Origin of the sequence: Sporomusa termitida, from assembly GCF_007641255.1 — a bacterium.
GTDB classification, from domain to species: domain Bacteria; phylum Bacillota; class Negativicutes; order Sporomusales; family Sporomusaceae; genus Sporomusa; species Sporomusa termitida.
The window spans coordinates 1,899,856-1,926,478 of the sequence record NZ_CP036259.1; the positions used below are offsets into that span (position 1 = coordinate 1,899,856).

At 47.7% G+C, this 26,623-nt stretch carries 32 protein-coding genes; 29 read left to right on the forward strand and 3 right to left on the reverse strand.

The features are described 5' to 3' along the window. Positions 1–193: 193 nt before the first annotated feature. From SPTER_RS08605 to SPTER_RS08745, 29 genes are all read left to right on the forward strand, one after another. Complete coding sequence (locus SPTER_RS08605; RefSeq protein WP_144350033.1) at positions 194–1,396, forward strand: acetate/propionate family kinase; 1,203 nt, start codon at positions 194–196, stop codon at positions 1,394–1,396. A gap of 167 nt (positions 1,397–1,563) precedes the next feature. Beyond that, positions 1,564–2,076 carry a YceD family protein gene (locus tag SPTER_RS08610; protein WP_246105536.1) on the forward strand — a complete coding sequence of 171 codons (513 nt, stop codon included), beginning with the start codon at positions 1,564–1,566 and terminating at the stop codon, positions 2,074–2,076. Between the two features lie 40 nt (positions 2,077–2,116). Next, positions 2,117–2,293 carry a 50S ribosomal protein L32 gene (gene rpmF, locus SPTER_RS08615; protein ID WP_084575475.1) on the forward strand — a complete coding sequence of 59 codons (177 nt, stop codon included), beginning with the start codon at positions 2,117–2,119 and terminating at the stop codon, positions 2,291–2,293. Between the two features lie 138 nt (positions 2,294–2,431). After that, complete coding sequence (gene fapR, locus SPTER_RS08620; protein ID WP_144350034.1) at positions 2,432–3,001, forward strand: transcription factor FapR; 570 nt, start codon at positions 2,432–2,434, stop codon at positions 2,999–3,001. A gap of 69 nt (positions 3,002–3,070) precedes the next feature. Then, positions 3,071–4,096, forward strand: a complete 1,026-nt coding sequence (gene plsX, locus SPTER_RS08625) for a phosphate acyltransferase PlsX (protein ID WP_144350035.1) — start codon at positions 3,071–3,073, stop codon at positions 4,094–4,096. Further along, entirely contained in the window at positions 4,089–5,102 is a 1,014-nt protein-coding gene (locus tag SPTER_RS08630) for a beta-ketoacyl-ACP synthase III (protein WP_144350036.1), read from the forward strand. The genes plsX and SPTER_RS08630 overlap by 8 nt, the downstream gene beginning before the upstream one ends. Positions 5,103–5,151: 49 nt before the next feature. Beyond that, positions 5,152–6,033 (forward strand): DUF561 domain-containing protein, encoded by an 882-nt coding sequence (locus SPTER_RS08635; protein WP_246105610.1) that lies wholly within the window; start codon positions 5,152–5,154, stop codon positions 6,031–6,033. A 30-nt stretch (positions 6,034–6,063) separates the two neighbouring features. Further along, the gene (gene fabD, locus SPTER_RS08640; RefSeq protein WP_144350038.1) at positions 6,064–7,008 is read left to right on the forward strand and encodes an ACP S-malonyltransferase; all 945 of its coding nucleotides are present in this window, start codon (positions 6,064–6,066) and stop codon (positions 7,006–7,008) included. Position 7,009: 1 nt separating this feature from the next. After that, complete coding sequence (gene fabG, locus SPTER_RS08645; protein ID WP_144350039.1) at positions 7,010–7,753, forward strand: 3-oxoacyl-[acyl-carrier-protein] reductase; 744 nt, start codon at positions 7,010–7,012, stop codon at positions 7,751–7,753. 41 nt (positions 7,754–7,794) lie between these two features. Continuing rightward, positions 7,795–8,031 (forward strand): acyl carrier protein, encoded by a 237-nt coding sequence (locus SPTER_RS08650; protein WP_084575468.1) that lies wholly within the window; start codon positions 7,795–7,797, stop codon positions 8,029–8,031. A 143-nt stretch (positions 8,032–8,174) separates the two neighbouring features. Then, positions 8,175–9,122, forward strand: a complete 948-nt coding sequence (locus SPTER_RS08655; protein WP_144350040.1) for an NAD(P)H-dependent flavin oxidoreductase — start codon at positions 8,175–8,177, stop codon at positions 9,120–9,122. Positions 9,123–9,136: 14 nt separating this feature from the next. After that, on the forward strand, positions 9,137–10,378 hold the full coding sequence (gene fabF / locus SPTER_RS08660) for a beta-ketoacyl-ACP synthase II (RefSeq protein WP_144350041.1): 1,242 nt from the start codon (positions 9,137–9,139) through the stop codon (positions 10,376–10,378). A gap of 10 nt (positions 10,379–10,388) precedes the next feature. After that, on the forward strand, positions 10,389–11,123 hold the full coding sequence (gene rnc / locus SPTER_RS08665) for a ribonuclease III (protein WP_144350042.1): 735 nt from the start codon (positions 10,389–10,391) through the stop codon (positions 11,121–11,123). A gap of 45 nt (positions 11,124–11,168) precedes the next feature. Further along, a complete protein-coding gene (locus tag SPTER_RS08670) occupies positions 11,169–12,230 on the forward strand; it encodes an elongator complex protein 3 (RefSeq protein WP_144350043.1) in 1,062 nt (353 codons plus the stop codon). Positions 12,231–12,315: 85 nt separating this feature from the next. After that, a complete protein-coding gene (locus SPTER_RS08675; protein ID WP_144350044.1) occupies positions 12,316–12,576 on the forward strand; it encodes a stage V sporulation protein S in 261 nt (86 codons plus the stop codon). A 125-nt stretch (positions 12,577–12,701) separates the two neighbouring features. Continuing rightward, positions 12,702–16,259 carry a chromosome segregation protein SMC gene (gene smc / locus SPTER_RS08680; RefSeq protein WP_144352816.1) on the forward strand — a complete coding sequence of 1,186 codons (3,558 nt, stop codon included), beginning with the start codon at positions 12,702–12,704 and terminating at the stop codon, positions 16,257–16,259. 31 nt (positions 16,260–16,290) lie between these two features. Then, positions 16,291–17,208 (forward strand): signal recognition particle-docking protein FtsY, encoded by a 918-nt coding sequence (ftsY, locus tag SPTER_RS08685; protein ID WP_144350045.1) that lies wholly within the window; start codon positions 16,291–16,293, stop codon positions 17,206–17,208. Between the two features lie 80 nt (positions 17,209–17,288). After that, a complete protein-coding gene (gene ylxM, locus SPTER_RS08690; protein ID WP_246105538.1) occupies positions 17,289–17,657 on the forward strand; it encodes a YlxM family DNA-binding protein in 369 nt (122 codons plus the stop codon). A gap of 7 nt (positions 17,658–17,664) precedes the next feature. Then, the gene (gene ffh, locus SPTER_RS08695) at positions 17,665–19,005 is read left to right on the forward strand and encodes a signal recognition particle protein (protein ID WP_144350046.1); all 1,341 of its coding nucleotides are present in this window, start codon (positions 17,665–17,667) and stop codon (positions 19,003–19,005) included. Positions 19,006–19,052: 47 nt separating this feature from the next. Then, positions 19,053–19,334 (forward strand): 30S ribosomal protein S16, encoded by a 282-nt coding sequence (gene rpsP / locus SPTER_RS08700; protein WP_144350047.1) that lies wholly within the window; start codon positions 19,053–19,055, stop codon positions 19,332–19,334. Between the two features lie 22 nt (positions 19,335–19,356). Beyond that, a complete protein-coding gene (locus tag SPTER_RS08705) occupies positions 19,357–19,584 on the forward strand; it encodes a KH domain-containing protein (RefSeq protein WP_144350048.1) in 228 nt (75 codons plus the stop codon). 35 nt (positions 19,585–19,619) lie between these two features. After that, entirely contained in the window at positions 19,620–20,036 is a 417-nt protein-coding gene (locus tag SPTER_RS08710) for a YlqD family protein (RefSeq protein ID WP_246105539.1), read from the forward strand. Between the two features lies 1 nt (position 20,037). Beyond that, the gene (gene rimM, locus SPTER_RS08715; protein ID WP_144350049.1) at positions 20,038–20,541 is read left to right on the forward strand and encodes a ribosome maturation factor RimM; all 504 of its coding nucleotides are present in this window, start codon (positions 20,038–20,040) and stop codon (positions 20,539–20,541) included. 9 nt (positions 20,542–20,550) lie between these two features. Then, the gene (gene trmD, locus SPTER_RS08720) at positions 20,551–21,285 is read left to right on the forward strand and encodes a tRNA (guanosine(37)-N1)-methyltransferase TrmD (RefSeq protein ID WP_144350050.1); all 735 of its coding nucleotides are present in this window, start codon (positions 20,551–20,553) and stop codon (positions 21,283–21,285) included. 30 nt (positions 21,286–21,315) lie between these two features. After that, positions 21,316–21,894: an RNA methyltransferase gene (locus SPTER_RS08725; protein ID WP_144350051.1), complete on the forward strand. Its 579-nt coding sequence runs from the start codon at positions 21,316–21,318 to the stop codon at positions 21,892–21,894. A 113-nt stretch (positions 21,895–22,007) separates the two neighbouring features. Then, positions 22,008–22,349 carry a 50S ribosomal protein L19 gene (rplS, locus tag SPTER_RS08730; protein WP_144350052.1) on the forward strand — a complete coding sequence of 114 codons (342 nt, stop codon included), beginning with the start codon at positions 22,008–22,010 and terminating at the stop codon, positions 22,347–22,349. Positions 22,350–22,440: 91 nt separating this feature from the next. Continuing rightward, a complete protein-coding gene (gene lepB, locus SPTER_RS08735) occupies positions 22,441–22,968 on the forward strand; it encodes a signal peptidase I (RefSeq protein ID WP_144350053.1) in 528 nt (175 codons plus the stop codon). Positions 22,969–23,012: 44 nt separating this feature from the next. Beyond that, positions 23,013–23,879: a ribosome biogenesis GTPase YlqF gene (gene ylqF, locus SPTER_RS08740; RefSeq protein WP_144350054.1), complete on the forward strand. Its 867-nt coding sequence runs from the start codon at positions 23,013–23,015 to the stop codon at positions 23,877–23,879. A 210-nt stretch (positions 23,880–24,089) separates the two neighbouring features. Beyond that, the gene (locus SPTER_RS08745) at positions 24,090–24,875 is read left to right on the forward strand and encodes a ribonuclease HII (protein ID WP_144350055.1); all 786 of its coding nucleotides are present in this window, start codon (positions 24,090–24,092) and stop codon (positions 24,873–24,875) included. A gap of 358 nt (positions 24,876–25,233) precedes the next feature. Here the strand turns inward: SPTER_RS08745 and SPTER_RS24685 are convergent, their stop codons facing one another. From SPTER_RS24685 to SPTER_RS25880, 3 genes are all read right to left on the reverse strand, one after another. Then, a complete protein-coding gene (locus SPTER_RS24685) occupies positions 25,234–25,371 on the reverse strand; it encodes a hypothetical protein (RefSeq protein WP_170233217.1) in 138 nt (45 codons plus the stop codon). Between the two features lie 74 nt (positions 25,372–25,445). Next, complete coding sequence (locus SPTER_RS08750) at positions 25,446–25,919, reverse strand: hypothetical protein (protein ID WP_144350056.1); 474 nt, start codon at positions 25,917–25,919, stop codon at positions 25,446–25,448. An 84-nt stretch (positions 25,920–26,003) separates the two neighbouring features. Next, on the reverse strand, positions 26,004–26,171 hold the full coding sequence (locus SPTER_RS25880) for a tryptophan RNA-binding attenuation protein (RefSeq protein ID WP_144350057.1): 168 nt from the start codon (positions 26,169–26,171) through the stop codon (positions 26,004–26,006). Between the last annotated feature and the right edge of the window lie 452 nt (positions 26,172–26,623).

The following is a 26,623-nucleotide window of genomic DNA, read 5'->3' on the forward strand; positions in this document are numbered from 1 at the left end:
GTGCGGCCCGTGCAAGTAATAAGAGACCTATTACCTACCGGTCTCATTACAGCAGATCTTACTGAATCAGTTAGCGTCCTCCGCCTTGCATTGCGAAAAAATCTACGCAAACTATTCCATCGGTTTTAAGAAAGATGAGGTACTAGTGACCTGCCACACCAATACATATTAAAGAAACAGGGAGGATTTTGTTGTGAAAGTTTTAGTTGTTAACTGCGGAAGTTCCTCAATCAAGTACCAACTGGTCAATATGCTGGATGAGTCTGTGTTGGCAAAAGGTCTGGTTGAACGTATCGGCCTGGAGGGAGCCGTATTAACCCATCAGCCGGAAGGGAAGAATAAAGTAATTATTAATGCCGATATTACTAACCATAGTATTGGCATTAAGCTTGTTATTGAAGCTCTTACCGCTGCTGAACATGGCGTAATTGACAGCATGAAGGAGATTGCTGCCGTTGGCCACCGGGTTGTGCATGGCGGTGAAAAATTCGCCGACTCGGTATTAATTACGCCGGCGGTTATGACGGTCCTGGAAGAGTGTATCGAGATGGCGCCGCTGCATAACCCGCCTAATATTATGGGTATAAATGCCTGTGCTGAAATTATGCCGGGAATTCCTCAGGTAGCTGTTTTTGATACGGCATTTCATCAAACAATGCCCAAATATGCCTTTTTGTATGCGCTGCCGTATGAAGCCTACGAAAAATATGGCATCAGAAGGTATGGCTTCCACGGCACTTCCCACAAGTATGTTTCGCAGCAGGCGGCAGAGCTTATGGGCGAGCATGTGACCAACCTCCGCATCATTACCTGTCACCTGGGCAATGGCGCCAGCATTGCCGCCATTAAGCACGGTAAATGCATTGATACCAGCATGGGCTTTACCCCGCTTGAAGGTCTTGTCATGGGTACCCGTTCCGGTGGCATTGACCCTGCAATTATTCCGTTTTTAATGAAGAAAGAAAATATGACGACAGATCAGGTTGATAATTATTTGAACAAAAAATCCGGTGTACTTGGTGTTTCCGGTGTATCAAGCGATTTCAGGGACATTGAGGATGCCGCCAATTCCGGTAATGAGCGTTCTGAACTGGCCCTGGAGATGTTTGCCTACCGGGTGCGCAAATTTATCGGCTCTTACGTCGCCGCTATGGGCGGGGTTGATGCCATTGTGTTTACTGCCGGTCTTGGCGAAAATTCTATCAGTATGCGGGATAAAATCTCCAACGGCCTTGAATATCTTGGTACCCGTATTGACCCTGATAAAAATAATGTCCGCGGCAAAGCACAGGAAATCAGCGTGGAAGGAGCTAAGGTTAAAATCTTTGTCATTCCCACCAATGAAGAACTGGTTATTGCCCGCGATACAAGAGCAATTTGCAGCAATCTTGCATAACCCTTTTACGGTTTTCGCATGATAAGCAGGGACACTAGTACCTTGCGTCACCTAACTATTTGGATTAGATCTCAAATTTTAGGTGACGCAAGGTACAGTTCCCTGCTTTTCTTATTGCCTTGACAAACCTCCGGCGGGTAGCTATAATAGATGAAGGTTGGTGGAAAATGATGAAAATTAATGTATCCCAGTTAAAAAAAAATCCAGGGACCACGCAAGCATTTTCCTGTAAAACATCAGCCGGAGAGCTAGGTCTTGATCAGCCGGAAGTATGGACTGAGAATATGATGGTTGATGGCTGTGTTGTAAATAAAGGAATGATTTATGCGGTGAGCGGAGAAATCCGGACCACATTAAATCAATGCTGCAGTTGTTGTCTGGAAGACATGGTTACGTCACTTACGATTGCATTCAGTGAGGAATATAAAGAAGCTGGGCCGGCGTCAGGCGATGCTTTGGCGCTGGATATTAACTATTTTAACGGTGATGAAATTGATATCACAGATTTAGTCCGTGAGAATCTTTTGCTGGCTGAGCCGATTAAACCTGTCTGCAGTGCAAGCTGCCGGGGGTTATGCCCGGAGTGCGGAGTCAACTTAAACACCAATACCTGCGGCTGCAACCCGGTGAAAGTTGATCCACGTCTTGCCGTTTTAGAAAAACTCTTGGTTAAGGACTGAGAATGACAAGTGGTCAATGTTGTTAAGGAGGTGGAAATAGATGGCAGTACCTAAGCGCAAAATGTCTAAAGCCCGTCGTGACAAGCGTCGTGCTAATTGGAAACTTACAATCCCGGGTTTGGTCGAATGCCCCCAGTGTCATGAAAAGAAAATGCCTCACCGTGTGTGTCCTGATTGTGGTCATTATAATGGTAAAGTTGTGGTTGCAGCAGAATAAAAAAATAATGAGTGAGCAAGATAAAAGGCAATTAAAATTTTATCTTGCTCACTTTTTTACTTGCAATCCCGATAGTAACTAGCTATAATTAATGCTATCAATTGGTAATATAACTTACTGATAAAACTAGGTGATGTAATGGCGCGAGTTCAAAAGAAAATAAGACAGGAACAGTTAAAAGAGAAGCTAGTGACCACCCCGTTTTTTACGGACGAGGAACTGGCAGCTTATTTGCGTGTTAGTGTGCAGACAATTCGCCTTGACCGGCTGGAGCTTGGTATACCTGAACTCAGGGAGCGGACTAAGCAGATGGCCGAAGAGGCGCAAAATAAGCTGAAAACAATTGCCAGTACAGATGTTGTCGGCGAATTAATAGATCTGGAATTAGGTAAAACCGGGATATCTCTAATGACTGTAACCCCTGACATGGTATTTGAGAAGAACAAAGTAGCACGTGGACACTATATTTTTGCCCAGGCCAATTCTTTGGCGCTGGCAATTATTGATGCCCCGGTGGCTGTAACCGGGGTAGCCAATATAAAGTATAAGATTGCCGTCCATGAGGGGGATAAACTGGTCTCCAGGGCTGAGGTTGTTAAAAAACGAGGCAATAAATATTTTATTTGGGTAAAAACTAGGAATGATAGTCAGGAGGTTTTCCGGGCTAAGTTTATTATGGTGTCACTGGAGCCGGATTTGCATAAATAAGAGAAGCTGTAATTTAGATATAATTTAGATATATTATTGTATTTATGGTTTTGTGAAAGGAGATATTGAATGAAGGTTGCCGTTGATGCTATGGGCGGAGATTATGCACCTGATGAAATTGTCCTGGGTGCGTTACAAGCTGCCAAAGAGTACACCGAAGAAAACATTGAGATTGTTTTAGTCGGCGACCAAGCTCAAATTACCCAATCACTTGACCGCCTTGGTGATTGGCAAAATTTCAATATTAGGATACATCACGCCAGTGAAGTTATAGATACGCATGAGTCCCCCGGGGCTGCTGTCCGCAAGAAAAAGGATGCCTCCGTAGTTGTTGCCACCGGTTTGGTGAAACAGGGGCAGTGCGATGTGGCGATATGCGCCGGCAGTACCGGGGCGGCAGTAGCTGCCGCACTGCTTGGCCTGGGACGCATAAAGGGGATTGAACGCCCGGCGATAGCCACGCCGATGCCAAATCTCACCGGCACGACGGTGCTCGTGGATTCCGGGGCCCAGGTTGACAGCAAGCCGAAACATCTGGTGCAAAATGCGATTATGGGTGCCATTTATGCTGAGTATGTGCTGAATATTCCCAGGCCCAGGGTCGGCCTTTTAAATATCGGTGAAGAAGAAAGTAAAGGCAATGAGCAGGTACTTGCCACTTATCCGCTGTTGCAGCAACTAAGTACTGTGAACTTTATTGGCAATGTTGAAGGCCGGGATATCCCTAGAGGATCAGTGGATGTTGTTGTTTGCGATGGCTTTGTGGGGAATATTGTTTTAAAACTGGGTGAAGGAATGGCCGGGGCTATTTTGCAGTTAGTAAAAGACTCCATTAAGAGCAGCGGTTTTTGGACAAAAATGGCTTCTATGTTTGTATTGCCGGCTTTGCGGGGGCTGAAGAAAAAACTTGACTATGCTGAATATGGCGGAGCGCCGCTGTTAGGTGTAAATGGCGGTTTTATTATCTGCCATGGCAGTTCGCGGGCTAAGGCGATTAAAAATGCCATCAGGGTAGCTAAGGAGTTTACCGAACAGGATGTTGTTGCCCATATCCGTGAAAACATTGCTAAGGAGGGGGTTGTAACCAATGAATAATAAAGCAGTAGGCATTATTGGCATCGGCACATATGTTCCGGAAAAGATAATGACGAATAAAGATCTAGAGAGCATAGTAGAAACCTCTGACGAATGGATTGCTGAGAGGACTGGCATTCGGGAACGGCGAATAGCGGGTCCGAGTGAGGCAACCTCTGATTTAGCCAGCAGGGCAGCACAACAAGCACTGGCTGATGCCGGGGTAGCCGCCGAAGAACTTGATCTTATCATTGTCGCCACGGCGACACCGGATATGCTGTTTCCTTCGGTTGCCTGCCTTGTACAGGCCAATATTAAAGCAGTCAATGCGGCCGCGTTTGATTTGGCGGCAGGTTGTTCGGGGTTTGTTTATGGGATGGTAGCCGGCAGTCAGTTTATCAAGGCCGGTTTGTATAAGAAAGTACTGGTGGTCGGCGCCGAGGCACTTTCAAAAATACTCGATTGGAGCGATCGTAACACCTGCGTTTTATTTGGTGATGGTGCCGGGGCTGTGGTGCTGGCGGAAACAACGCCGGGCTGTGGTATTTTGGCAGCTCACCTGGGCGCCGACGGCGCCGGCGGCGATCTCCTGAAACTACCTGCCGGCGGTTCACGCAATCCGGCAACACCTGATACGATTGCCCAAAAAATGCACTTTATCCATATGAATGGTAATGAGGTATTTAAGTTTGCTGTTAAAGTTATGGGCGAGGCTGCCGCCAAGGCCTTGGCAGATGCCGGCCTGACTGCCGGTGACGTGGACTGCCTCATTCCCCACCAGGCCAACATCCGGATTATTCAGTCAGCGGCTAAGCGCCTCAAATTACCTTTAGACAAGGTTATGGTTAATGTTGATAAATACGGCAATACTTCGGCCGCGTCTATTCCCATTGCGCTTGATGAAGCTGTACACAGCGGTAAAATAAAACAGGGTGATGTTGTTGTCCTGGTGGGTTTTGGTGCTGGGTTAACCTGGGCCTCGGCTGTTATAAAATGGTGCAAGGAGGCCGAAACTATTGTTAAATAGCAAACTCTGCCAGCTTTTAAATATTAAATATCCTATTTTGCAGGGAGGTATGGCGTGGGTAGCTACGGCAGAATTAGCAGCCGCCGTCTCCAATGCAGGTGGTCTGGGCCTTATCGGTGCCGGCCATATGCCGCCTGCTGCACTCAAAGCAGAAATTATCAAGGCTAAGAGTTTGACAGACAAACCTTTTGGTGTCAATATTATGCTGATGTCACCCTTTGTTAAAGAGGTTATGCAGGTCGTCATTGACGAACGGGTAGCGGTGGTTACTACCGGTGCCGGCAATCCGGGGGAATATATTCCGGCGTTAAAAGCGATTGGTACCAAAGTGATTCCGGTAGTGGCCTCGGTCGCTCTGGCCAGACGCTTAGAGCGTGTCGGCATTGATGCCATTATTGCCGAAGGCATGGAAAGCGGCGGCCATGTCGGAGAAGTGACAACGATGACTTTGGTGCCCCTGGTGGCTGATGCTGTCCGGGTGCCGGTCATTGCCGCCGGTGGTATTGGCGATGCCCGTGGTGTGGTGGCGGCGCTGGCTTTAGGGGCTCAAGGGGTGCAAATCGGAACCCTGTTTGCCGCCTCGGTGGAGTGTACGGCGCATCCTAATTATAAGGCGGCCATTGTCAAAGCCAAAGAACGTTCTACTATTGTTAACGGTATTTCCACAGGGCACCCGGTCCGGGTTATTGCCAATAAACTCACCCGTGATTTTGCTGAATTAGAAAAAAACGGCGCCACAATTGAAGAACTGGACCAGCTGGGAGTCGGTAAGCTAAAAGCAGCTGTCCGTGACGGTGATGTGAATTATGGTTCAGTTATGGTTGGACAGATAGCCGGCATGATAACCGCCATTCGCCCGGTTGATGAAATCATGCAGGATATCGTACAAAATATTCCCCGGGTCTTTGGTGAACTTTCGCAGAAAATTTAATATTCAACAAATACATAAGGAGGGAAAGAAATGGGAAAACTTGCTTTTGTTTTTCCTGGACAGGGCTCTCAGGCCGTAGGTATGGGAAAAGATCTGTATGAAAAATATGATGTAGTCCAGGCTATTTTCAAGTCGGCTGATGAAGCGCTTGGTTTTTCAATTACCGATTTGTGTTTTAATGGTCCGGAGGAAGAGCTTAAAAAGACCTATAACACCCAGCCGGCTATCCTGACGGTTAGTGTGGCCTGTTATGAAGTTCTCAAACTTAATGGTATTAAGCCCGATATAGTTGCCGGTCATAGCCTGGGTGAGTATTCCGCGTTAGTTGCCGCCGGCTCGCTTGCTTTTAGCGATGCGGTTCAACTGGTAAGACAACGTGGCCAGTTTATGCAGGAGGCTGTGCCTTTGGGCGAGGGCAGTATGGCTGCCATTATCGGTCTTGAACGGGCTAAGGTTGTTGAAATCTGCCAACAGGTAGAAGCTGAGGTTGGGGCTGTACAGGCCGTAAATTTCAACTGCCCTGGTCAGATTGTTATTGCCGGTACTACTCAGGCTGTGGAACGGGCGAATGAACTGTTAAAGGCGGCAGGGGCAAAACGGGCAATTTTATTACCTGTAAGCGCTCCGTTTCACAGCACGCTGATGCGGCCGGCCGCGCAAAAACTGAGCACTGAACTGGATAAGGTGGATATTAAAGAGGCTAGCATTCCGGTAGTAGCAAATGTTGATGGGAAACCAGCGACTCAAGGTGGAGCTATCAAAGAATTACTGGTAAAGCAGGCTGCCAGTCCGGTACTATGGGAAGATTGCGTGGCCCAGATTACAGGGCAGGGCGTAACTACGTTTATCGAGGTCGGCCCGGGCAAGGTTCTCACCGGCTTTACCAAGAAAATAGCCAAAGAGATAACAACATTAAATATTGAAGATGCGGCTTCTTTAGAAAAAATCCTTGATTATTTTAAGGAGGTTCGCTAAAATGCATTTAGATGGACATGTGGCAATTGTTACCGGCGCATCCAGAGGCATTGGCCGGGCAATCGCCATTGCGCTGGCCAATGTTGGGGCCAAAGTGGTCATTAATTATGCCGGCAATGCGGCCGCGGCGGAAGAGGTGCGTAAAACCATCACTGATAAGGGCGGTGCTGCAATTACTGTCCAGGCGGACGTAGCCAATGCGGCAGCCGTGGATAGCCTGGTAAAGAAAACCGTCGAGGCTTATGGCAAGATTGATATCCTGGTCAACAATGCCGGCATAACCCGTGACACACTGTTGCTGCGTATGAAAGACGAAGATTGGGATGCTGTGATAAATACCAATCTAAAAGGGGTATTCTATTGTACTAAGGCAGTGTCTAAAATTATGATGAAGCAAAGAAGCGGTAAAATCATCAATATGACTTCAGTTGTCGGGCTGATGGGCAATGCGGGGCAGGCAAATTATGCGGCTGCCAAGGCCGGGGTCATTGGCTTTACTAAGTCTATGGCCAAAGAATTGGCCTCACGCGGTATAACAGTCAATGCTATTGCGCCAGGTTTTATTGCCACTGATATGACGCATAGTCTGTCTGAGCAGGTAAAAAGCGAATTGGCCACCAAAATTCCCCTTAGCCGTCTGGGGACGGCTGAAGACGTGGCCGCTGCCGCCGTATTTCTGGCAACAGAATCTGCAAATTATATTACCGGGCAGACTTTAAATGTTGACGGTGGTATGGTAATGTAATAGATGGTTGAAACTGCCTTGGAAGGAGGTGAACACCCATCATGACAACTTTTGACAAGGTTAAAGAAATCGTTGTTGAACAGCTCGGCGTTGATGAAGCAGACGTAGCTATGAATTCTACTTTCATTGACGATCTCGGCGCTGATTCGCTGGATATTGTTGAATTGATTATGGCCTTTGAAGAGGAATTCAGCATCGAAATTCCGGACGAAATAGCTGAAAAAATTAAAACAGTAAAAGACGCTGTGGAGTACATAGACAAGGAAAAACAGGCGTAATTTAACGTTTTACCGTCATCGGAGTGAGACATTGCCTTTGGTAGATGAAAGAAAGTCCCGTGGAAGCTTTTTCGCGGGACTTTCTTAAAGGTAATGATTTGTAGTAAGCTTATGGTAGGGTTATTGATTGGAGGAGTTGTTACTTGAAACTTCCGGAGCTTAAAATTGGCCAACTTGTTGCTAAGATTCCTATTATCCAGGGGGGCATGGCGATAAGACTCTCCACTGCCCGTTTGGCAGCAGCAGTGGCTGAAGCTGGCGGTATCGGACTTATTGCAGCATCGGGCATGGGTTTTGAGGAATTGCGTTACGAAATTCGCCTGGCCCGTAGCTTAACAAAGGGGATAGTTGGTATAAACATTATGGTGGCGGCCAGAGAGTTTGCCCGTTATGTTGACACTGCCATTGATGAAGGCATTGATTTGGTAGTGGCAGGAGCCGGGTTTTCTCGTGATGTATTTCCGATGGGAAAAAAGTCTGGTACTCCAATCGTGCCTATTGTGTCATCGGTTAAAGCCGCCAAAATTTCGCAAAAGCTGGGGGCCGCAGCCATCGTTGTCGAAGGTAAGGAAGCCGGGGGGCATTTAGGAACCGACCAGCCTTTGCGGGCCGTCTTACCAGATATTAAAAATGCTGTAAGCATTCCGGTGATTGGCGCCGGCGGGATTATGTTCGGCCGGGATATTGTTGAAGTTATGAAGCTTGGGGCCGATGGCGTACAAATGGGGACAAGATTTGCCGCCAGTGAGGAGTCTAATGCGGCTCCGGCTCTGAAAGAATTTTATCTTAAGGCTAAACATGAAGATGTGGTCTTAATTAAAAGTCCCGTAGGCTTACCGGGACAGGCCATAAAAAATCCTTTTGCTAAGAAAATTCTTGAGTGTACCACGGAAGGTCCTAAAAGCTGTGTTGCCTGCTTAAAACATTGTCAACAGAACTTTTGTATTATCAATGCGCTTATTCGGGCTCAGCAGGGGGATGTTGATACAGGGCTGATATTTACCGGTGAGTATATTCATAAAATAGATGAAATTTTACCTGTCAAAGAAATTTTTGCACGGCTTCTAAAAGAAGTTGAAGAAATAAACTAGTGAGGTGACCTTTTTTGAAAAAACGCGTTGTAATTACAGGGCTAGGGGCGATTACACCTGTCGGTATCGGCACAGAAAATTTTTGGCAGGCGTTGATTGCCGGTAAATCAGGCATTGACCGCATAAGCCGGTTTGATCCCAGTGAATATACGACCCAGATTGCCGGGGAAGTAAAAAACTTTGAACCGGCCCAATATATCGATAAAAAAGAAGCCAAGCGTATGGACCGCTGCACGCAGTTTGCCATTGCCGCCGCTAAAATGGCGTTCGAAGATTCCGGTATTGTATTAGAGCAGGAAGACCGCAGCCGGATCGGAACTGTAGTCGGCACCGGCATTGGTGGTATAGATACGCTGCATGACCAGTATAAAACTTTGTTTGACAAAGGGCCGGGCCGCATCAGTCCATTTTTTGTACCGATGATGATTGCTAATATGCCTGCCGGTCAAACCTCAATTACTTTTGGCCTGCAGGGACCCTGCAGCTGTGTGGTTACCGCCTGTGCCACCGGGACCAATGCGATTGGTGATGCCTTTAAGATCATCCAGCGCGGCGATGCCGAGGTTATGGTTGCCGGGGGGACGGAAGCAGCAATTTCGCCGGCGGCTGTAGCCGGATTCTGCGCAATGAAGGCAATGTCTACCCGTAATGACGAACCGCAAAAAGCTTCACGTCCTTTCGATAAGGACCGCAGTGGCTTTATTATGGGTGAAGGTGCCGGGGTTATTATTATGGAATCGCTGGAGCATGCCTTAGCCCGGGGGGCCAAAATTTATGCGGAGATTGTCGGCTATGGTTTTAATGCTGATGCCTATCATATTACAGCCCCGGCGCCAGAAGGTGCCCAGGCTGCAAAATGCATGGCGATGGCTCTTAACGATGGCGGCATTGAGCCGGCAGAAGTAGATTATATTAATGCTCATGGCACTTCAACGCCGTTAAACGACAAAAATGAGACCCTGGCAATCAAATCTTTGTTTGGTGAGCACGCTAAAAAACTTAAAATCAGTTCGATAAAATCGATGACCGGACACCTGTTAGGTGCGGCTGGCGGGATTGAAACCATTGCCACCGTACTTACGATAACCAATGGTATCATTCCGCCGACAATTAATCTGGAAAGCCAAGATCCTGAACTCGACCTGGATTACGTACCTAATAAAGCACAGGAGCATGTTGTGAATGTGGCCCTTTCGAACTCATTTGGCTTCGGCGGTCACAATGCAACCATCCTGGTGAAAAAGTACCAGGCGTAAACTGTTCGCTATGAAAGAAACTAAAGGGCTTCCGGATAGCACTCGCCTACAGGCATTAGCCGAGTTATGCCGCAGGTTGGGAGTGACATTTCATGATTATAAGCTGTTGCACCAGGCTCTTACCCATACTTCCTATGCTAATGAAACCAAAGGCGCTAATGTCCGGCACAACGAGCGCCTGGAGTTTTTAGGCGATGCAGTTCTAGATTTAATTATCAGTTCCTATTTATTCAGTCAGTGTCCCCATTTACCGGAAGGTGAGCTTACCAAAGCCCGGGCGCAGGTCGTGTGCGAACAAACCCTGGCTAAACGGGCGCTGGCCTTGGGTATTGGCGAATATCTGCTGCTGGGTAAAGGGGAGGCGCTGTCTGGCGGGCGGGAGCGCATATCCATTCTCGCCGATGCGTTTGAGTCAATTATTGGTGCCGTATATCTTGACGGAGGCTTTAAAAGTGCTGCCCGCTATGTGTTAAACCAATTGAAATCAGAACTGATTCTGGTTGAAGGCGGTGACTACTTTAAAGACTATAAAACCTGGCTGCAGGAAATTGTGCAAAAAAATAACGAGAGTAAAATTGCTTATGAAGTGATTAACGAACGCGGCCCTGATCATGACAAGTCTTTTGAAGTTGCAGTTATTATTAACAGTGAACGCATGGGAACCGGTTGGGGTAAAAGCAAGAAAGAAGCTGAACAGCAGGCGGCCAGACAGGCGCTGGTGAAGTTTGGCACAATAACCGAATAAGCTGAACAGGGCGGCCAGAGGGGCCGTCCTTTCTATACAAGGAGCATGATGAAACATTACATTATACCGATATTTATTCCCCATCTGGGGTGCCGGCATCAATGTATCTTTTGCAATCAGCAAAGTATAACCGGACGGCCAACACCTGTTACTGCCAGGCAGGTGAGGACAATGATTGCTGACCGGCTGGCGGCCTTCAAACAAAAACGGCAGGTTGAGGTAGCTTTTTACGGCGGCAGCTTTACTGCTCTGCCTGAGGCTATGCAAAATGAACTGCTGGCCCCGGCTACCGAAGCCCGTTTACAGGGTCATATTCAGGGGATTCGTCTGTCCACCAGACCTGATTGTATCAATGAACCTATTGTCAATAATTTGCTTGAGCGAGGAGTAACTGTCGTTGAGTTAGGTGTTCAATCGCTGGATGACACTGTGCTGGCTGCTGCGGCCCGGGGACATGACTGCAAGTCTGTCGCTCAGGCTGTTACCCTGTTAAAAAAGACTTCTTTACGCTGTGGGCTGCAGTTTATGCCCGGCCTGCCGGGTGAGGACTGGCTGAGTTTGCTTAAGACCGTGCAGCGTGCCCTTGCTCTTTCTCCTGATTTTGTCCGCATTTATCCGGCGGTGGTTATTCAGGGCACCCCCCTGGCCGGACTTTATCAACGGGGCGCTTACCAGCCTCTTTCCCTGCCGCAGGCGACGGTGCGTTCTGCCTATATGAAACTTGCTTTTGAGCGCCGGGGCATTGCTGTTATCCGGGTTGGTTTGCAGGCTTCAGCAGAGCTTGACCGCGAGGGTACTGTACTGGCCGGGCCTTACCATCCTGCCTTTGGCGAGCTTGTGGATGCCCATATATTTTACCTAATGCTGGCCGGTTTTGTTGAACAGGGTATTGCCGGCTGTCAGGAGCATTTGCTTATACGCCATCATCCGCAGGACTGTTCTAAAGTTAGAGGACACTATAATAACAATATCGCTGGATTGCAGCAGGCCTATAATATTGCGAAAATTACCCTGCAGGCAGAGGCGCTCGTCCCCCGGGCCACCCTTTTGTTTACCTGTGGTGGACAAGACTATCTGCTTAACAAAAATATGATAAATTCGATTTAAAAATCATGTAAAAGAAGGAATTTTTAGGAAATAAGCAGAATACCTTTATAGCATAGGCCCTGAATTCAAAGGAGGAGAGCGAAAAATGGAAGTGCTGAAAGTATCTGCACAATCAAATCCTAAATCCGTAGCAGGCGCTCTGGCGGCAGTTTTGCGCGAACGAGGCAGCGCAGAGGTGCAGGCAGTAGGTGCAGGGGCGGTTAATCAGGCTATCAAGGCGATTGCGATTTCACGTGGTTTTGTCGCTCCCAATGGCATTGATTTGATTACCATACCGGCATTTGCGGAGATTACTATTGACGGGGAAGAACGTACCGCCATTAGATTCATTGTTGAACCCCGTTAATGATCTGACCTGATGTGAAGAAGCCTGTTGGCAGATGCGGCAGGCTTTTTTATATTTACTTGAATACTGTACCAGCCCGTGGTAAAATTTTGATTGACCTAATTATACAGGTAAGGGTGATGCTTGTGTTGCTGCGCAGACTAGAGGCCTATGGCTTCAAATCATTTGCCGAAAGAACAGAATTAGAGTTTGGCCGGGGAATAACAGCGATTGTCGGTCCAAACGGCAGCGGTAAAAGCAATATTTCCGATGCCATTCGCTGGGCGCTTGGCGAGCAGAGCCTGCGGACCCTGCGGGGCACCAGGCTGGAAGATGTCATTTTTGTAGGCAGTGCTAACCGCAGGCCGCTGGGGGTAGCAGAGGTGTCATTGATCTTTGACAACACCGACGGGCGGCTGCCGTTAGACTTCAGTGAGGTGACCATTACCAGACGTGTATTTAGATCAGGCGACAGCGAATATTATATTAACAAAACGCCCTGCCGCCTTAAGGATATCCATGATATTCTGGCCGACACCGGGCTGGGCCGTGAGTCAATGACGGTGATCGGGCAGAACAAAGTTGATGAAATTTTGAGCAGCAAGCCGGAGGAACGGCGGCTCTTATTTGAAGAGGCAGCCGGTATAACTAAGTATAAACAACGTAAGCGGGAAGCCTTGCGTAAGCTGGATGATACCGAACAAAATCTCATCCGGGTCAGTGATATTACCTCAGAGCTGGAAAGCCAGCTGGAGCCGTTAAAGGAAAGCGCAGCCAGGACCGGCACTTTTAATAAGCTGAATGCTGAACTGATCGCCTGTCAGGCTACAGTACTGCTGGAACGCTTGAGCAAGGCAGAACGGCTGGTAGCAAGCGCCAACCTGGAGCAGACCCACTTAACCGACAGCAGCATTGCCGCCCAAACCCGGTTAACATCAACGGAAACCGCAAAGGAATCGCTGGTGCTGCAGGCGGCTCAAACCGATGCGCAAATTGCCCATACTGATAAAGAGATCAGTGAGGTCGCAACGGAAATAGAACGGCTTGATAGCCGGAGTGGAATATTGAGTGAACGAATTGAGCAGGGCTGTAAGGCTAAATTGCGTCTTAACGAGGCTGCCATACGGCTTGGGGCTGAACAGGAAGCGGCAGGGGAAAAGCTGGCTGAACTGCAGAACAGCCTGGCGATTAAACAGCAGCAGCAGCTTGCTGTTCAACAAGAGATAGCCGCTCAAAACACCCGTAATGATCAGCTTATTGCCAGTATCAGACAGATCGAGCAGCAATTAGCCGCCGGTCAGGAAGTGACATTTGACCATTTGCAGCAGTCTGTTAATGAACGTAACAACCTGCATGTACAGGAGCGTGACTTGGCGGCCTTATCCGTCCGGGGCAATAAGCTCCAGGAAGAATACGCCGGGTACCGGCAGCAACAGTGTGAGGTTAATACCAGGAAAACGGAGCTTCAGCAAGAATTGCATTGTCTTGTTACCGCCCAGCAGGCATTAAAAAGACAGGCGGCGGCCTTAAGGCAGGAGATAATTCCTCTGGAGAATCGTTTTAAAGTAGAGGCCGCAAAAGAACAGCAGTTGCTCGGAACAGTGCAGGAAACCTCTTCCCGGCTCAGCGTCCTGACAAGCATGCAATATGAATTAGAAGGATTCGGCCGGGCAATAAAAGGGATACTAAAAAGCCGCCATTCCTGGCGGGATGGCATTTGTGGCGCGGTTGCCCAGCTAATAACCGTTCCCGATAAATATGTCAATGCCATTGAGGTGGCACTCGGCGGGGCTCAGCAGCACCTTGTCGCTGATACGGAGCAAACCGCCAAGCAGGCTATTGCTTTTTTAAAAATGCAGAATCTGGGCCGGGCAACGTTTTTACCTTTAAATACAATCAGATTAACCAGACCCAGAGAGGCTGAGCTGCTGGCAGCCGGTCAGTCAGGCGCCCTTGGTTTTGCTGCTGATGTGGTTGCGGTTGATGAGCGGTTCCGGCCTGTAATCAATTATCTTTTAGGGCGGATCATTATTGCCGGCACCATTGATGATGCGCTTGGCATTGCCCGGAACGGCGGTTTTTCGTTCCGGATTGTTACGCTTGATGGGGAAATAGTTAATCCCGGGGGATCGCTGACAGGCGGCAGTGTGGCCAGAAAAGAAGCCAGCTTTATGGCCAGAACTAATGAAATTGGTGTACTTAAGCAGAAACTGGCGGTTTTGCAGAATAAAAGGCTGAGTTGTGAACAGGAAAAAGCAGCTTTAGAGAGTGCGATTACGGGGATTAATTCCCAAATTACCGGGCTTGAGTCCCAAGCCGGTGAGGCCGAGCTTCGCCAGGCCGAGTTGACTATTTATATAGATAAGGCTGGTTCTGATGCCGGCAGATATGAGCTGGCCCTCAAAACACTAAGTGCTGAAATTGCTGAGTGCCAGCAGGAAAGCAGCCAGTGCCGGCAAAAAATTGAAGATAGTAAGGCGGCGATTGCCTTACTGGCAAACCGGGACAGCAGTCATAAAACCCAGGTTGCTGACTGGCAAAGCGAGCTAAGGGCAGTTAAAGCTGAGCAGCAGTCTGTAGCCGAAGAGCTAACAGATGCCAAGATTAGAGTGAGCGTTACTACCCAGGACATAGCCGTTACCGGTTCAGCCTGTGAACAATATAAGCAGACCCTTGCTGCCCTGGCGGCTGACCTTGCCCGCCTGCGGGCAGAAGAAAACCAGCTTCAGGCTGAGATCGGACAAGCCCAGGCCGAACTTGTTGCCTTGGCGGGCCGCAAAGAAAATATGCAGGCGGCCAAAGGCCGGTTGGCGGAAGTACGCCAGGTGCATTATGCCGCAAAACTGGAATTGCTGGTAAATAGCCAGCGATTAGATAAAGAGATAAAAGAGCTGCGCCGGCAAAGCAACGATTTACAGGCCCGCCTGCATGAAACAGAGCTGCTCATCACTAAATACAGCTATGAAGCAGCCACGTGTAATGAGCAGATCACCGGGCAAATGGCCTTAACGGTTGAAGCAGCCAGGGCCTTGAAAAAATCAGAGTCTATTGAACAATTATTGCAAATGATAACTCATCTTGAACGTCAAATTGCTGCCCTTGGACCGATTAATCCGGCAGCTATTGATGAACATAAACGGGTTCAGGAACGGTATAATTTCTTGCAGGAGCAGTCGAATGATTTGCTGCAGGCCAAGGAATATTTGACATCAGTCCTTAAAGATATTGACTCCACTATGTCGCGCCAGTTTAACACCGCGTTTACATTGATAAGCCAATATTTCGGTGAGGTGTTTGTTCGCTTGTTTGGTGGCGGCCGGGCCGAGCTTGTCTTGCTTGAGCCAGGCAATATCCTGGAGACCGGAATCGATATTATTGTGCAGCCGCCGGGCAAGAAATTGCAGAACCTGGCCCTGTTATCAGGCGGCGAGAGGGCACTTACCGTAATTGCCCTCTTATTTGCCATATTAACATACCGGCCGGCCCCGTTTTGTGTAGTGGATGAAATCGACGCAGCGCTTGATGAAGCCAATGTCCAGCGCTTTAGTGAATTTTTACGGGACTACGCGCAAAGTACCCAGTTTATTGTCGTGACTCACCGTAAGGGGACTATGGAAGCTGCCGGTGTCCTCCATGGTGTCACCATGGAGGAGTCGGGAATATCCCGGCTGATTTCAGTAAAGTTTATGGATAAAGTCGGGTAATAAGAATCGGAAATGGTTGGAGGACTGAAGGATGGGTTTCTTTAATAAATTAAAGGCAGGCCTGGAAAAAACCAGAAAGAGTTTTACTGAGAAAATCGAGCAGTTGGTGATTGGTTATGCCACCATCGATGATGAATTTCTTGATGATGTTGAGGCCGTATTGCTGTCGGCTGATGTGGGCGTACCTACTACTGCCACCTTGATGGCAGAAATCCGCAATGGTATTAAGAGTAAAGAGATTAATTCGCCTGATGACCTAAAACCCTTTTTACAAACAAAAATCAGTGCCATGCTGCTGGACAAAGCCGTAGCTGAACCGATTTCCCATAAACCGCCGGTGGTAATGCTGATTGTTGGTGTAAATGGTGTGGGCAAAACCACTACCATTGGTAAACTAGCCAGTTATTATCAGGAAGAGGGAAAAAAAGTTCTTATTGCCGCTGCCGATACCTTCCGGGCGGCGGCTATCGACCAGCTTGAGGTCTGGGGGCAGCGTACCGGTACAGAAGTGATTAAGCATGCCGAAGGCTCTGATCCTGCGGCTGTGGCTTTTGATGCCGTCCAGGCCGCAAAAGCCCGAAAAGTGGATATCATTATTATTGATACCGCCGGCCGCCTGCATACTAAATCAAACCTGATGGAAGAACTAAAAAAGATAAACAGGGTAATTGCCAAAGAAATTCCGGAGGCACCGCATGAAACCTTATTGGTACTTGACGCTACTACCGGGCAAAATGCGATAAACCAGGCCAAGCTGTTTGGCGATGCGGTGACATTATCAGGGGTAGTACTTACGAAATTAGACGGGACGGCCAAAGGCGGGGTTGTCATTGCTATTAATAATGAACTTAGTTTGCCTGTTAAATGGATAGGGGTGGGGGAAGGCGTAAATGATCTCCGGCCCTTTGCTGCTGCCGAGTTTGCCGGTGCCCTATTTGCCGACAAGTAATTTTACTTGACATGCCATTTTGTTTTCGCTATAATCAATGGTGTAAAGGAATTTACCTTGTCACTTAAGCAGGTGAATGTATGGATCGCATGTTGAATAAAGTGCTACGGGTGGGGCAGCTTTACGATTTTTATAACGCACTGTTAACTGATAAACAGCGGGAATGCCTAAATATGCATTATCTGCAGGACCTATCACTGGCTGAAATAGCGGATGAGTTCGGTGTATCCCGTCAGGCTGTTCATGACATCTTGCGACGGGCTGAACGCACCTTAGAGGAATACGAAAAAAAACTTGGTCTGGCTGCCCGTTACAGCGAGGAACGCAGGCTAATTGCTGCCGTTGTCAGCAGCTTGGGACAGCTACCGCCTACAATACGGAATCTGCCTGAATTGAGTCAGGCCCTGAGGCAGTTACATTCATTGCTGGAAGACACCCGGGAGGTGTGACATAATCATGGTTTTTGAGAGCTTGGCCGATAAACTTCAGCAAACTTTTAAAAAGCTGCGGGGCAGAGGTAAATTGTCGGAAACTGATGTTACCGATGCCCTCAAAGAGGTGCGGATGGCCCTCTTGGAGGCTGATGTCAACTTTAAAGTAGTAAAAGATTTAGTGGCTAAAATTAAAGAACGGGCCATTGGGCAAGAGGTGCTTGACAGCCTGACGCCTGCCCAACACGTCATAAAAATTGTCAACGAGGAACTTACCAACCTGATGGGGGGGACGCAAAGCCGTATTGCCATTGCCTCGCGGCCGCCAACGGTTATTATGCTGGTCGGTTTGCAGGGGGCAGGCAAGACCACAACAGCCGGTAAGCTGGCCCATCTGTTAAAGCGCCAGGGCAAACGGCCGCTCATGGTAGCAGCCGATATCTATCGCCCGGCGGCGATAAAGCAGCTGGAGGTTTTAGGCGAGAAGCTTGAAGTTCCAGTATTTACGCTCGGGCAGGAGAATCCGGTTAACATTGCTAAAAAAGCAGTTGACCAGGCGCTGATGATGGCCCGTGATATCGTGATTATTGATACTGCCGGCCGGCTGCATATTAATGAAGAGCTGATGAATGAGCTCAAGTCGATCAAGCAGACGGTTAAGCCCCATGAAATCCTGCTGGTGGTTGACGCTATGACCGGTCAGGATGCAGTGAATGTTGCCGAGTCTTTTAATAATGAGCTTGGGCTGGATGGTATTATTCTGACTAAGCTTGACGGTGATGCCCGTGGTGGTGCTGCCTTGTCAATCAAGGCCGTTACCGGTCAGCCGATCAAGTTTGCCGGTATGGGCGAAAAACTTGATGCTCTGGAACCATTTCATCCGGACCGTATGGCTTCGCGCATTTTGGGAATGGGTGATGTTCTCAGTTTTATTGAAAAGGCTGAGTCGGCCATAAATCTGGAAAAAGCCCAGGAAATGCAGAAGAAACTGAGGAAAGAAGCGTTTACTCTGGATGATTTCCTGGAACAGATTGAACAGGTCCGAAACTTGGGACCCCTTGATCAGATTCTCGGCATGATTCCCGGTATGGGTAAGCTGAAACAGCTGCAGGGGATGGATATGGATGATAAAGAAATAAAGCATATTATTGCGATTATCCGTTCAATGACGGCGAAGGAGCGGCGGGACCCGGCGATTATTAACGGCAGCCGGCGCAAGCGTATCGCGCTGGGCAGCGGTACCCGCGTTCAGGATGTTAACAGACTGCTTAAGCAGTTTGGTGAAGCCAAAAAGATGATGAAACGCATCCAGGAAATGCAGAAAAGCGGCAAAAAGCCAAGCTTTAAACTTCCGTTTATGCGTTAATACATTTTACACATAATTGGGGATATTTTGAGAAGGAGGTGACTATAATGGCAGTTAAAATCCGTTTAAAACGCATGGGCGCTAAGAAACGTCCTTTCTATCGCATAGTAGTGGCTGATTCCCGTTCGCCGCGGGACGGACGCTTTATTGAGAATCTGGGACATTACGACTCTACAACCGAACCGGGTGTAATCAAGATTGATGAAGACAAAGCCCTGGAATGGTTGCAAAAAGGTGCTCAACCTACTGATACTGTGAAAAACCTGCTCAGCAAAGCAGGTGTCCTGAAAAAATGGGATGAAGTAAAACGTACTAAGAAAGAAGCGTAGAGAAACGAGGCGTGATAACTACATGAAGGAACTAGTCGAAGTTATCGCCAAAGCATTAGTGAAAAACCCGGAACAAGTCAATGTGAATGAGACAACCGATAATTCGGGTACAGTCTATGAACTGCATGTGGCCCCGGAAGATATGGGGAAAATAATTGGCAAACAAGGCCGTATCGCCAAAGCCATTCGCACTGTAGTTAAAGCTGCCGCCACCCGGGAAAACAAACGAGTAATGGTGGAAATATTATAAATAAGCTATTAATCTGAACCAAAGGGGTGGAATAAATGGCTGGCATTGAGAGCTTGACAATTAAGTGTCCGGTGACCATTAAAGCTAAAGTAACAGAAGACCTCAAGGCGCATCTGGCGGCTGAAATTCAGGAAGCCATAAAAAAAGCCGACATAGAACTCCAGCAAATTGAGTTTCATGCCAAGCGGATGATGACTGAGCAGGCGAAACAAGACGCGCAGGGGCTTGTTGGCTTGCGGCAGCAGATTGATGCTGAACGTCAAAAACGCTTTGAATTTAAAAATCATATGTTGGAAAAACTAAAAGAGACAGCACAACTGGAAATTGGTGCGGAAATCGTTCAGGGTACTATGGATCGTGTCGTTGCCATAAGTCTTGGTGATGACCTGCATAAACTGATGGCGACCGAAATTTTGCTGGAAGACGGCAAAATCATTGCTTTCCGTAGTTAGTATGCCTGAAACTGATCTGATAACCATCGGTAAGATTGTTGCCCCGCACGGTGTGCGGGGTGATGTTCGTATATTCCCGCTTACTGATTTCCCTGACCGTTTCCATGCGCTGAAGACAGTATATGTCGAAAATGTGGGGCAAATGCAACTGGAGTCGGCCCGGCCGCATAAAAAGTTTATTTTACTTAAGTTTGCCGGTATCAACACGATGAATGAGGCCGGGAATTTAAGCGGTAAGCTGTTAAAAATCGGGCGGGAGGATCTGGTTCAACTGCCGGCAGGCCAGTATTATATTTTTGATATTATTGGTCTCAATGTGTTCAATGAAGAAGGCGAACTACTGGGGATCATAACCGATGTCCTGCAGCCTGGCAGCAATGACGTCTATGTCATTGAGACACAAGACAAGCAGGAGCTGCTGGTGCCTGCAATTAAAGAGGTAGTCAAACAGATTGATATTGCCGGTAAAAAAATGCTGGTAAAACTTCAGGAAGAAATGGATTAACGAGGCGTTATGCGTATTGATTTTATTTCGTTATTTCCCGAGATGTTTACCGGACCGCTCGGTCATAGTATTTTAAAGCGGGCTCAGGCCGGCGGGCTTATCTCTGTACAGGTGACCAACCCCCGGGATTTTACTTACGATAAACATCGTATTGTTGATGATTATCCCTTTGGGGGGGGATCAGGTATGGTTATGAAGCCTGAACCAATATTTCGTGCTGTGGAAAGTGTAGTTAATGCCAATAATACTCTAAATAAACGGGTAATATTAATGTGTCCGGGCGGTCAGGTTTTTGATCAGGCTAAAGCCCGGGAGCTGGCCGGCTATGAGCAGCTTGTCTTTGTTTGCGGCCATTATGAAGGCATTGATGCCCGGATTCGCCGGCATGTAGTTGATGAAGCCATTTCCATTGGTGATTATGTGCTGACAGGCGGTGAACTCCCGGCCATGGTGATTGCTGATGCTGTAGCCCGGATGATACCGGGTGTGCTTGGGGCCAATGATGGTGCTCAGCATGATTCGTTTTATAATGGTCTGCTGGAATATCCTCAATATACACGCCCGCGCGAGTTTAACGGCTGGGCGGTTCCCGATATTCTGCTTTCAGGCGACCATGCCAAAATTGAGACCTGGCGGCGTAAGGAATCGTTGCGGGCAACGCTGGAACGGCGGCCGGATTTGTTGGTTAACGCCGAGTTAAGTCCGCTTGACCGTAAGCTTTTGCAGGAAATAAGATCTGAATAGATCGGAGGCTGAATAGATCGGAGGCTGAATATGGCGGCGCCTGTATATTTAGGCTTAGTGCATTATCCCATTTATAATAAAAATAATGAGATAATTACAACTGCGATTACTAATTTTGATATTCATGATATCGCCCGTACTGCGCGGACGTATGATCTGCTGAAATATTTCATTATCCATCCGCTTGACAGTCAGAAAGCTTTAGCTGAGGAAATTATCAACTATTGGCAGGACGGTTATGGTGGACAGTATAATCCTGACCGTAAAGAGGCATTAAGCATAGTGGAAGTGATTCCGGACATTGCGGCGGCAGTCGAGTATATCACGGCCAGAGATGGTGCAAAGCCACTGATTGTGACTACCGATGCCCGTAAGTATGCCAATACGGTTTCCTACGGCCGGCTTCGCCGGGAAATAACTGATACCGGCAGGCCATGCCTGCTCTTATTTGGTACTGGCTGGGGCATGGAGAATTCAGTAATGGAGCAGTTTGATTATATACTGGAACCTATTTATGGACCGGGAAGCTACAATCATTTGCCTGTACGCGCAGCGGCAGCCATCATTCTTGACCGCTTGCTTGGTGAAACCTGGTGGGAAAATGATTAAATTACAAGCATTTTAGTTTGAGTTACCGGGTAATATGTGGTATACTATTTTTTGTGTAATACAGGCGGTCCTCTGCCCAGGGGTATGAACGTCTGATATAAGGAGGACATAAAGTGAATATTATTCAGATTTTGGAACAGGAACAACTCCGGCAGGATATTCCGTCTTTTAAGGCCGGCGACACCGTGCGCGTGCATGTAAAGGTTGTTGAGGGAACCCGTGAACGTATTCAGGTTTTCGAAGGTGTGGTAATCAAGCGCCAGGGTACCGGTGTACGCGAAACCTTTACGGTAAGACGTGTTTCCTACAACGTTGGCGTAGAGCGTACCTTTCCGGTACATTCGCCGCGTATTGACAAGATTGAAGTTATGCGTCGCGGCATTGTTCGCAGAGCCAAGCTTTATTATCTGCGCAACCTTACCGGTAAAGCCGCCCGTATCCGGGAAAAACGCTAAATGCAAGAGCGTTCAGGGACTGATTTCAGTCCCTTTTCTTCATATCTATTAGATAAATTAAAGGCATGCCAATACCGAAAGGAGGCGGGCTGTGAGCAGTACCAACTTGGGTGAAGAAATAAAAGACTGGATCATCTCTATTCTCATCGCCATAGTTCTGGCTTTTTTTATCCGGTATTTTATTGTGGAGCTGTATATGGTCGAAGGACCGTCCATGCGGCCGACACTGGTAAATGGCGAACGGCTTATTGTTAATAAATTTATTTACCGGTTTAAAACCCCCGAACGGGGCGAAGTGCTGGTATTCCGTTATCCCCGTGACCCCAGCCGCGATTTTATTAAACGTGTAATCGCCGTAGCCGGGGATACTGTCGAGATAAAAGATGGCAGGGTGTTTGTTAACGGACAGCTTTTAAATGAGTCTTATATCTTGGAACGCACCCGTGGTTCCTACCCGGCGGCCACAGTGCCCGAAGGGCACGTCTATGTAATGGGCGATAACCGTAATAACTCTGAGGACAGCCGCTTTAAAGATGTCGGCTTTGTGTCCCTCGAATTAATTAAAGGCAAAGCAGTTATGGTTTTTTGGCCGATTGACCACATAAAAACATTACCGTAGCTGTACACTATAGTATCCGGTTGCTTAGGTAAGGAGTTGACTTAATGCACATTCACTGGTTTCCCGGTCATATGGCCAAAGCGCAGCGGATGATCCGTGAACAGTTAAGTCTTATTGATGTTGTCATTGAGCTGTTAGACGCACGTATTCCAGTAAGCAGTGCGAATCCGGTTATAACCGAGCTTGTTGGCACAAAACCCAGGGTGGTGGCGCTCAATAAGTCAGACCTGGCGGAGCCGGCGCGTACGGCTGAGTGGCTGCAGCATTTCCGCGGCCGGGGATTTACCACCGCCCTGTTAGATGCTGCCAGTGGCAAGGGGTCTAAGGAATTGGTAAACAGGGTTGAGGCCGAAGCCGGTGAGAAGCTGGCCAGGCTGATGGCCAAAGGGATTAAGGGCCGGGCTGTCCGGGCTATGATTCTGGGTATCCCGAATGTGGGAAAATCTTCGCTCATTAACCGGCTGCTTGGTACCGCAACGGCGAAAACCGGTGACAAACCCGGCGTAACACGGGGACAGCAATGGCTTAAGGTGGGTAAGAATCTTGAGTTATTAGATACTCCCGGCGTTTTATGGCCCAGAATGGATGATCAGGAGGTCGCCTTTAAATTAGCCGTTACAGGTGCGATTAAAGATGATATCTATGATATGGAAAAGGTTATCCTGAAACTTTTATGCATTCTCAGAGAACAGTATGCTAACCGTCTATGTGAGCGGTATAAACTGAGTGAAGCCGGATTGCCGGCGGAAGCCGGTGAACTCCTGACTTTGATAGGGACTAAACGGGGTTGTCTGAAGGTCGGCGGGATTGTTGATCACGACAAAGTCAGAAGAATCATTCTGACTGACTTTCGTGCAGGCAAGCTTGGCCAGTTTACACTTGATCATCCTGATCAGCTGACTGCAGATTAATTTGATAAGACCGGTAACTGAACGGCATTTGTGCCCCGGTTATCCAATGAACGGCTAGTGATTTGCGGCCGTTCTATTATTTTTTCACTTGCACTGAGGCCCGGCGAACGCCGTGTTTGCTTGCCCTAAGCCAAGTTTTCTAAACTGGCAGGCAGGATTAGTTGAATCTATAGAGAATAAGTAAAGCAGCTTTAGCGGGGAGGGCGTAGCGTGGATACAAGACAGATGACCGTGGCCCAGATTACGACATTATTGTCGCAGCCTGATCTTTCACTACATATAACAAACAGCCTTAAAACCGATGTCCGCCTTTCGGTACAACGCCTTGTGGACAGGTGGGAAGCCCGTTGTCTGGCTGAACAACGGGAACGGAAGCGGGTTCAGGCCTTATATAAATACGAACATCAACTGCAGGCAACAGGGTATTCCCTGCTTGCCGGGATTGATGAAGCTGGCAGGGGGCCGCTGGCAGGTCCAGTACTTATTGCTGCAGTTATTTTACCGTTGGACTGCTATTTGCCAGGCTTAAATGATTCAAAAAAACTTACAGCTGCGCAGCGGGAGAAATTGTATCAGAATATTAAAGATGTGGCTCTCGCTGTCAATTCCTGTATAGTCGGTGTGCAAACAATTGATGCGATTAATATATATCAGGCCACGGTAAGAGGTATGTACAGTGCTGTTGCCGGGCTGTCGCCGGCACCACAGGCGGTACTTGTCGATGCCGTCCCGTTACCCCGTCTTACGGTTCCCTATAAAGCAATTATCGGTGGCGATCAGGTAAGTGCCTCAATTGCGGCGGCATCCATTATTGCCAAGGTAGAACGTGATCAGCTTATGAATGAGCTTGACTGCCAATATCCAATGTACGGCTTTGGCCGTCATAAAGGCTATGGCACTCAGGAACACATGGAAGCCCTTAAAGAATACGGACCATGCCCGCAGCACCGGCGGAGCTTTGCCCCGGTCAGGGAGGCTGAAGCCGCCGGCAGATAATAAGAGCTTGTGTCAATCTTCCACTTGCCGGAAAATATCCCGTCAGTATCCACAGGTTGGCAAGACACTAGTTAATATAATCTGGATAGTACTTAGTAGATAGAACATGAAAACGGTGGCATATAGCCACCGTTTTGATTTGGAAAGTGTATTATCAGGACGTTTACCTGGCACTGCCCCACCCACAATTTTTTCCATTAAGGAGTTGCTTTTTAAGGCTATACTCTATAGTGAATTCAAGGTTTTTCCTATCCCTTTCATTGTGGTGTAGGTTGAGCTTCAGATATTCGTTGCTCATAATATCACCTCCAATGATTAGATTACCCCAATAAAATAAATTGATAACTGCATTTAAATATTAGACGCGGTCTGCCTTTTCCCGCTCATCCTGCAATTGCTTTAAGGTATCCAGATAGGCCCCGTCGGCGGGCTCCGTTGGCGGTACAACCGGCTGAACCGGGTTTTCCCGGGCAGCTTTCCGGCTTTTTTTATCCACTCGTTATCACCTCCGCTATTAGCTTCCCCAGGTTAGCGGCGGACATGCTGTGGCAAAATCTGGAGAACAGGCAGTCAGTTATTCTTTAATCTGAAATTGTTGTCCCGGGGATGCCAGCCTTTTTTGCCAATAAATATATCTTTGCCTGGCATCTCACGGTCGTCTCTATATAGATCAAATTTCACTGTTTTCCCTTTTCTTATATTAAAGTTGATTTCGTCAAGCCCGCGGCCGGTAAAGCGAAACCGGATTGTGTTATGATCCCGGTCGACTTTAACAAAATCACCATTCTCCAGCTCTTTCTCCTGAATATTATAAAAACGACCATCGGTTTGAATCACACCGGTAAATACATGCCGGCCACGCAAATTAGTTGATTTTACATGAAACACATCATTACGGTCATGCCAGATCGATAAACTGGCAGTATTCATTAATTGTCCCAATGTTTGTTCCGGACGACCTTCAGAACGGTCACTCCAAGCAAAGGCAGTGCCGGATAATGTGACCATAAGACAGGTAATCACACAGAGAATTAGTTTTTTCAAGGCGAATCATCTCTCCTACGCATTCATTGCTACCATTATGTAACAAAAGTTTGACAAAACTATGACAATGAAAACAGGAAAACTTCAGTGTTCAGAGACTCTGATACTGTCTCTTAAATATTTTAGTACCTGCAGGCCGTCTGCGGTTAACACAGTTCCGGTACCATTACAGACAGGACAAGCCTTGTTAGCGATTTTTCCGCACCCGTTACAGGTTGAACATTCTTTTTCCAGCTGGAGATTGTTATCCATTTTGCAGCCCCTTTGCTTGTATTCTTATGTTTTATCGACATATTATAACAATTTCTAAATATAATTTCGGAAAATAGTTCAATTCCTCTATGAGAAAAATTACATACTATAGACTATCCTTTACCAGAAGGATTCTACAAATATTTGCTTAATATTACAGTAAGGAGGCGATATTATGGTATATAGCCGAAATTGGCTTTATAAAAGGTCAAAGGCGGTAAAACCGTGGCCTTTATGGTTTAGATTGGTATTTTGGACGCTCGTAGTCGGTGTAATAGTCGATTGGATATTGTAGACAGGTAAGTCCCCGGGACAATAGCCGGGGATTTTTTTTACCCCATTAGAATTTATAAAAATTCAGAAGCATGAGCTAAGGGCTAAGAAAAATCTTTACCCTAAAGGGCACAGGCGGCTTCTGCCGTCAGCCCCAGGGACCTGGCGTAAGCCAAGTT

Bases quoted from the DNA above. Each gene is read 5' to 3' on its own strand.
- SPTER_RS08610 (WP_246105536.1), top strand. From the start codon at position 1,564: ATGATGAAAATTAATGTATCCCAGTTAAAAAAAAATCCAGGGACCACG.
- rpmF (WP_084575475.1), top strand. From the start codon at position 2,117: ATGGCAGTACCTAAGCGCAAAATGTCTAAAGCCCGTCGTGACAAGCGT.
- fapR (WP_144350034.1), top strand. From the start codon at position 2,432: ATGGCGCGAGTTCAAAAGAAAATAAGACAGGAACAGTTAAAAGAGAAG.
- plsX (WP_144350035.1), top strand. From the start codon at position 3,071: ATGAAGGTTGCCGTTGATGCTATGGGCGGAGATTATGCACCTGATGAA.
- SPTER_RS08630 (WP_144350036.1), top strand. From the start codon at position 4,089: ATGAATAATAAAGCAGTAGGCATTATTGGCATCGGCACATATGTTCCG.
- SPTER_RS08635 (WP_246105610.1), top strand. From the start codon at position 5,152: ATGGCGTGGGTAGCTACGGCAGAATTAGCAGCCGCCGTCTCCAATGCA.
- fabD (WP_144350038.1), top strand. From the start codon at position 6,064: ATGGGAAAACTTGCTTTTGTTTTTCCTGGACAGGGCTCTCAGGCCGTA.
- fabG (WP_144350039.1), top strand. From the start codon at position 7,010: ATGCATTTAGATGGACATGTGGCAATTGTTACCGGCGCATCCAGAGGC.
- SPTER_RS08650 (WP_084575468.1), top strand. From the start codon at position 7,795: ATGACAACTTTTGACAAGGTTAAAGAAATCGTTGTTGAACAGCTCGGC.
- rnc (WP_144350042.1), top strand. From the start codon at position 10,389: ATGAAAGAAACTAAAGGGCTTCCGGATAGCACTCGCCTACAGGCATTA.
- SPTER_RS08670 (WP_144350043.1), top strand. From the start codon at position 11,169: ATGATGAAACATTACATTATACCGATATTTATTCCCCATCTGGGGTGC.
- SPTER_RS08675 (WP_144350044.1), top strand. From the start codon at position 12,316: ATGGAAGTGCTGAAAGTATCTGCACAATCAAATCCTAAATCCGTAGCA.
- ftsY (WP_144350045.1), top strand. From the start codon at position 16,291: ATGGGTTTCTTTAATAAATTAAAGGCAGGCCTGGAAAAAACCAGAAAG.
- ylxM (WP_246105538.1), top strand. From the start codon at position 17,289: ATGGATCGCATGTTGAATAAAGTGCTACGGGTGGGGCAGCTTTACGAT.
- ffh (WP_144350046.1), top strand. From the start codon at position 17,665: ATGGTTTTTGAGAGCTTGGCCGATAAACTTCAGCAAACTTTTAAAAAG.
- rpsP (WP_144350047.1), top strand. From the start codon at position 19,053: ATGGCAGTTAAAATCCGTTTAAAACGCATGGGCGCTAAGAAACGTCCT.
- SPTER_RS08705 (WP_144350048.1), top strand. From the start codon at position 19,357: ATGAAGGAACTAGTCGAAGTTATCGCCAAAGCATTAGTGAAAAACCCG.
- SPTER_RS08710 (WP_246105539.1), top strand. From the start codon at position 19,620: ATGGCTGGCATTGAGAGCTTGACAATTAAGTGTCCGGTGACCATTAAA.
- rimM (WP_144350049.1), top strand. From the start codon at position 20,038: ATGCCTGAAACTGATCTGATAACCATCGGTAAGATTGTTGCCCCGCAC.
- trmD (WP_144350050.1), top strand. From the start codon at position 20,551: ATGCGTATTGATTTTATTTCGTTATTTCCCGAGATGTTTACCGGACCG.
- SPTER_RS08725 (WP_144350051.1), top strand. From the start codon at position 21,316: ATGGCGGCGCCTGTATATTTAGGCTTAGTGCATTATCCCATTTATAAT.
- ylqF (WP_144350054.1), top strand. From the start codon at position 23,013: ATGCACATTCACTGGTTTCCCGGTCATATGGCCAAAGCGCAGCGGATG.
- SPTER_RS25880 (WP_144350057.1), bottom strand. From the start codon at position 26,171: ATGGATAACAATCTCCAGCTGGAAAAAGAATGTTCAACCTGTAACGGG.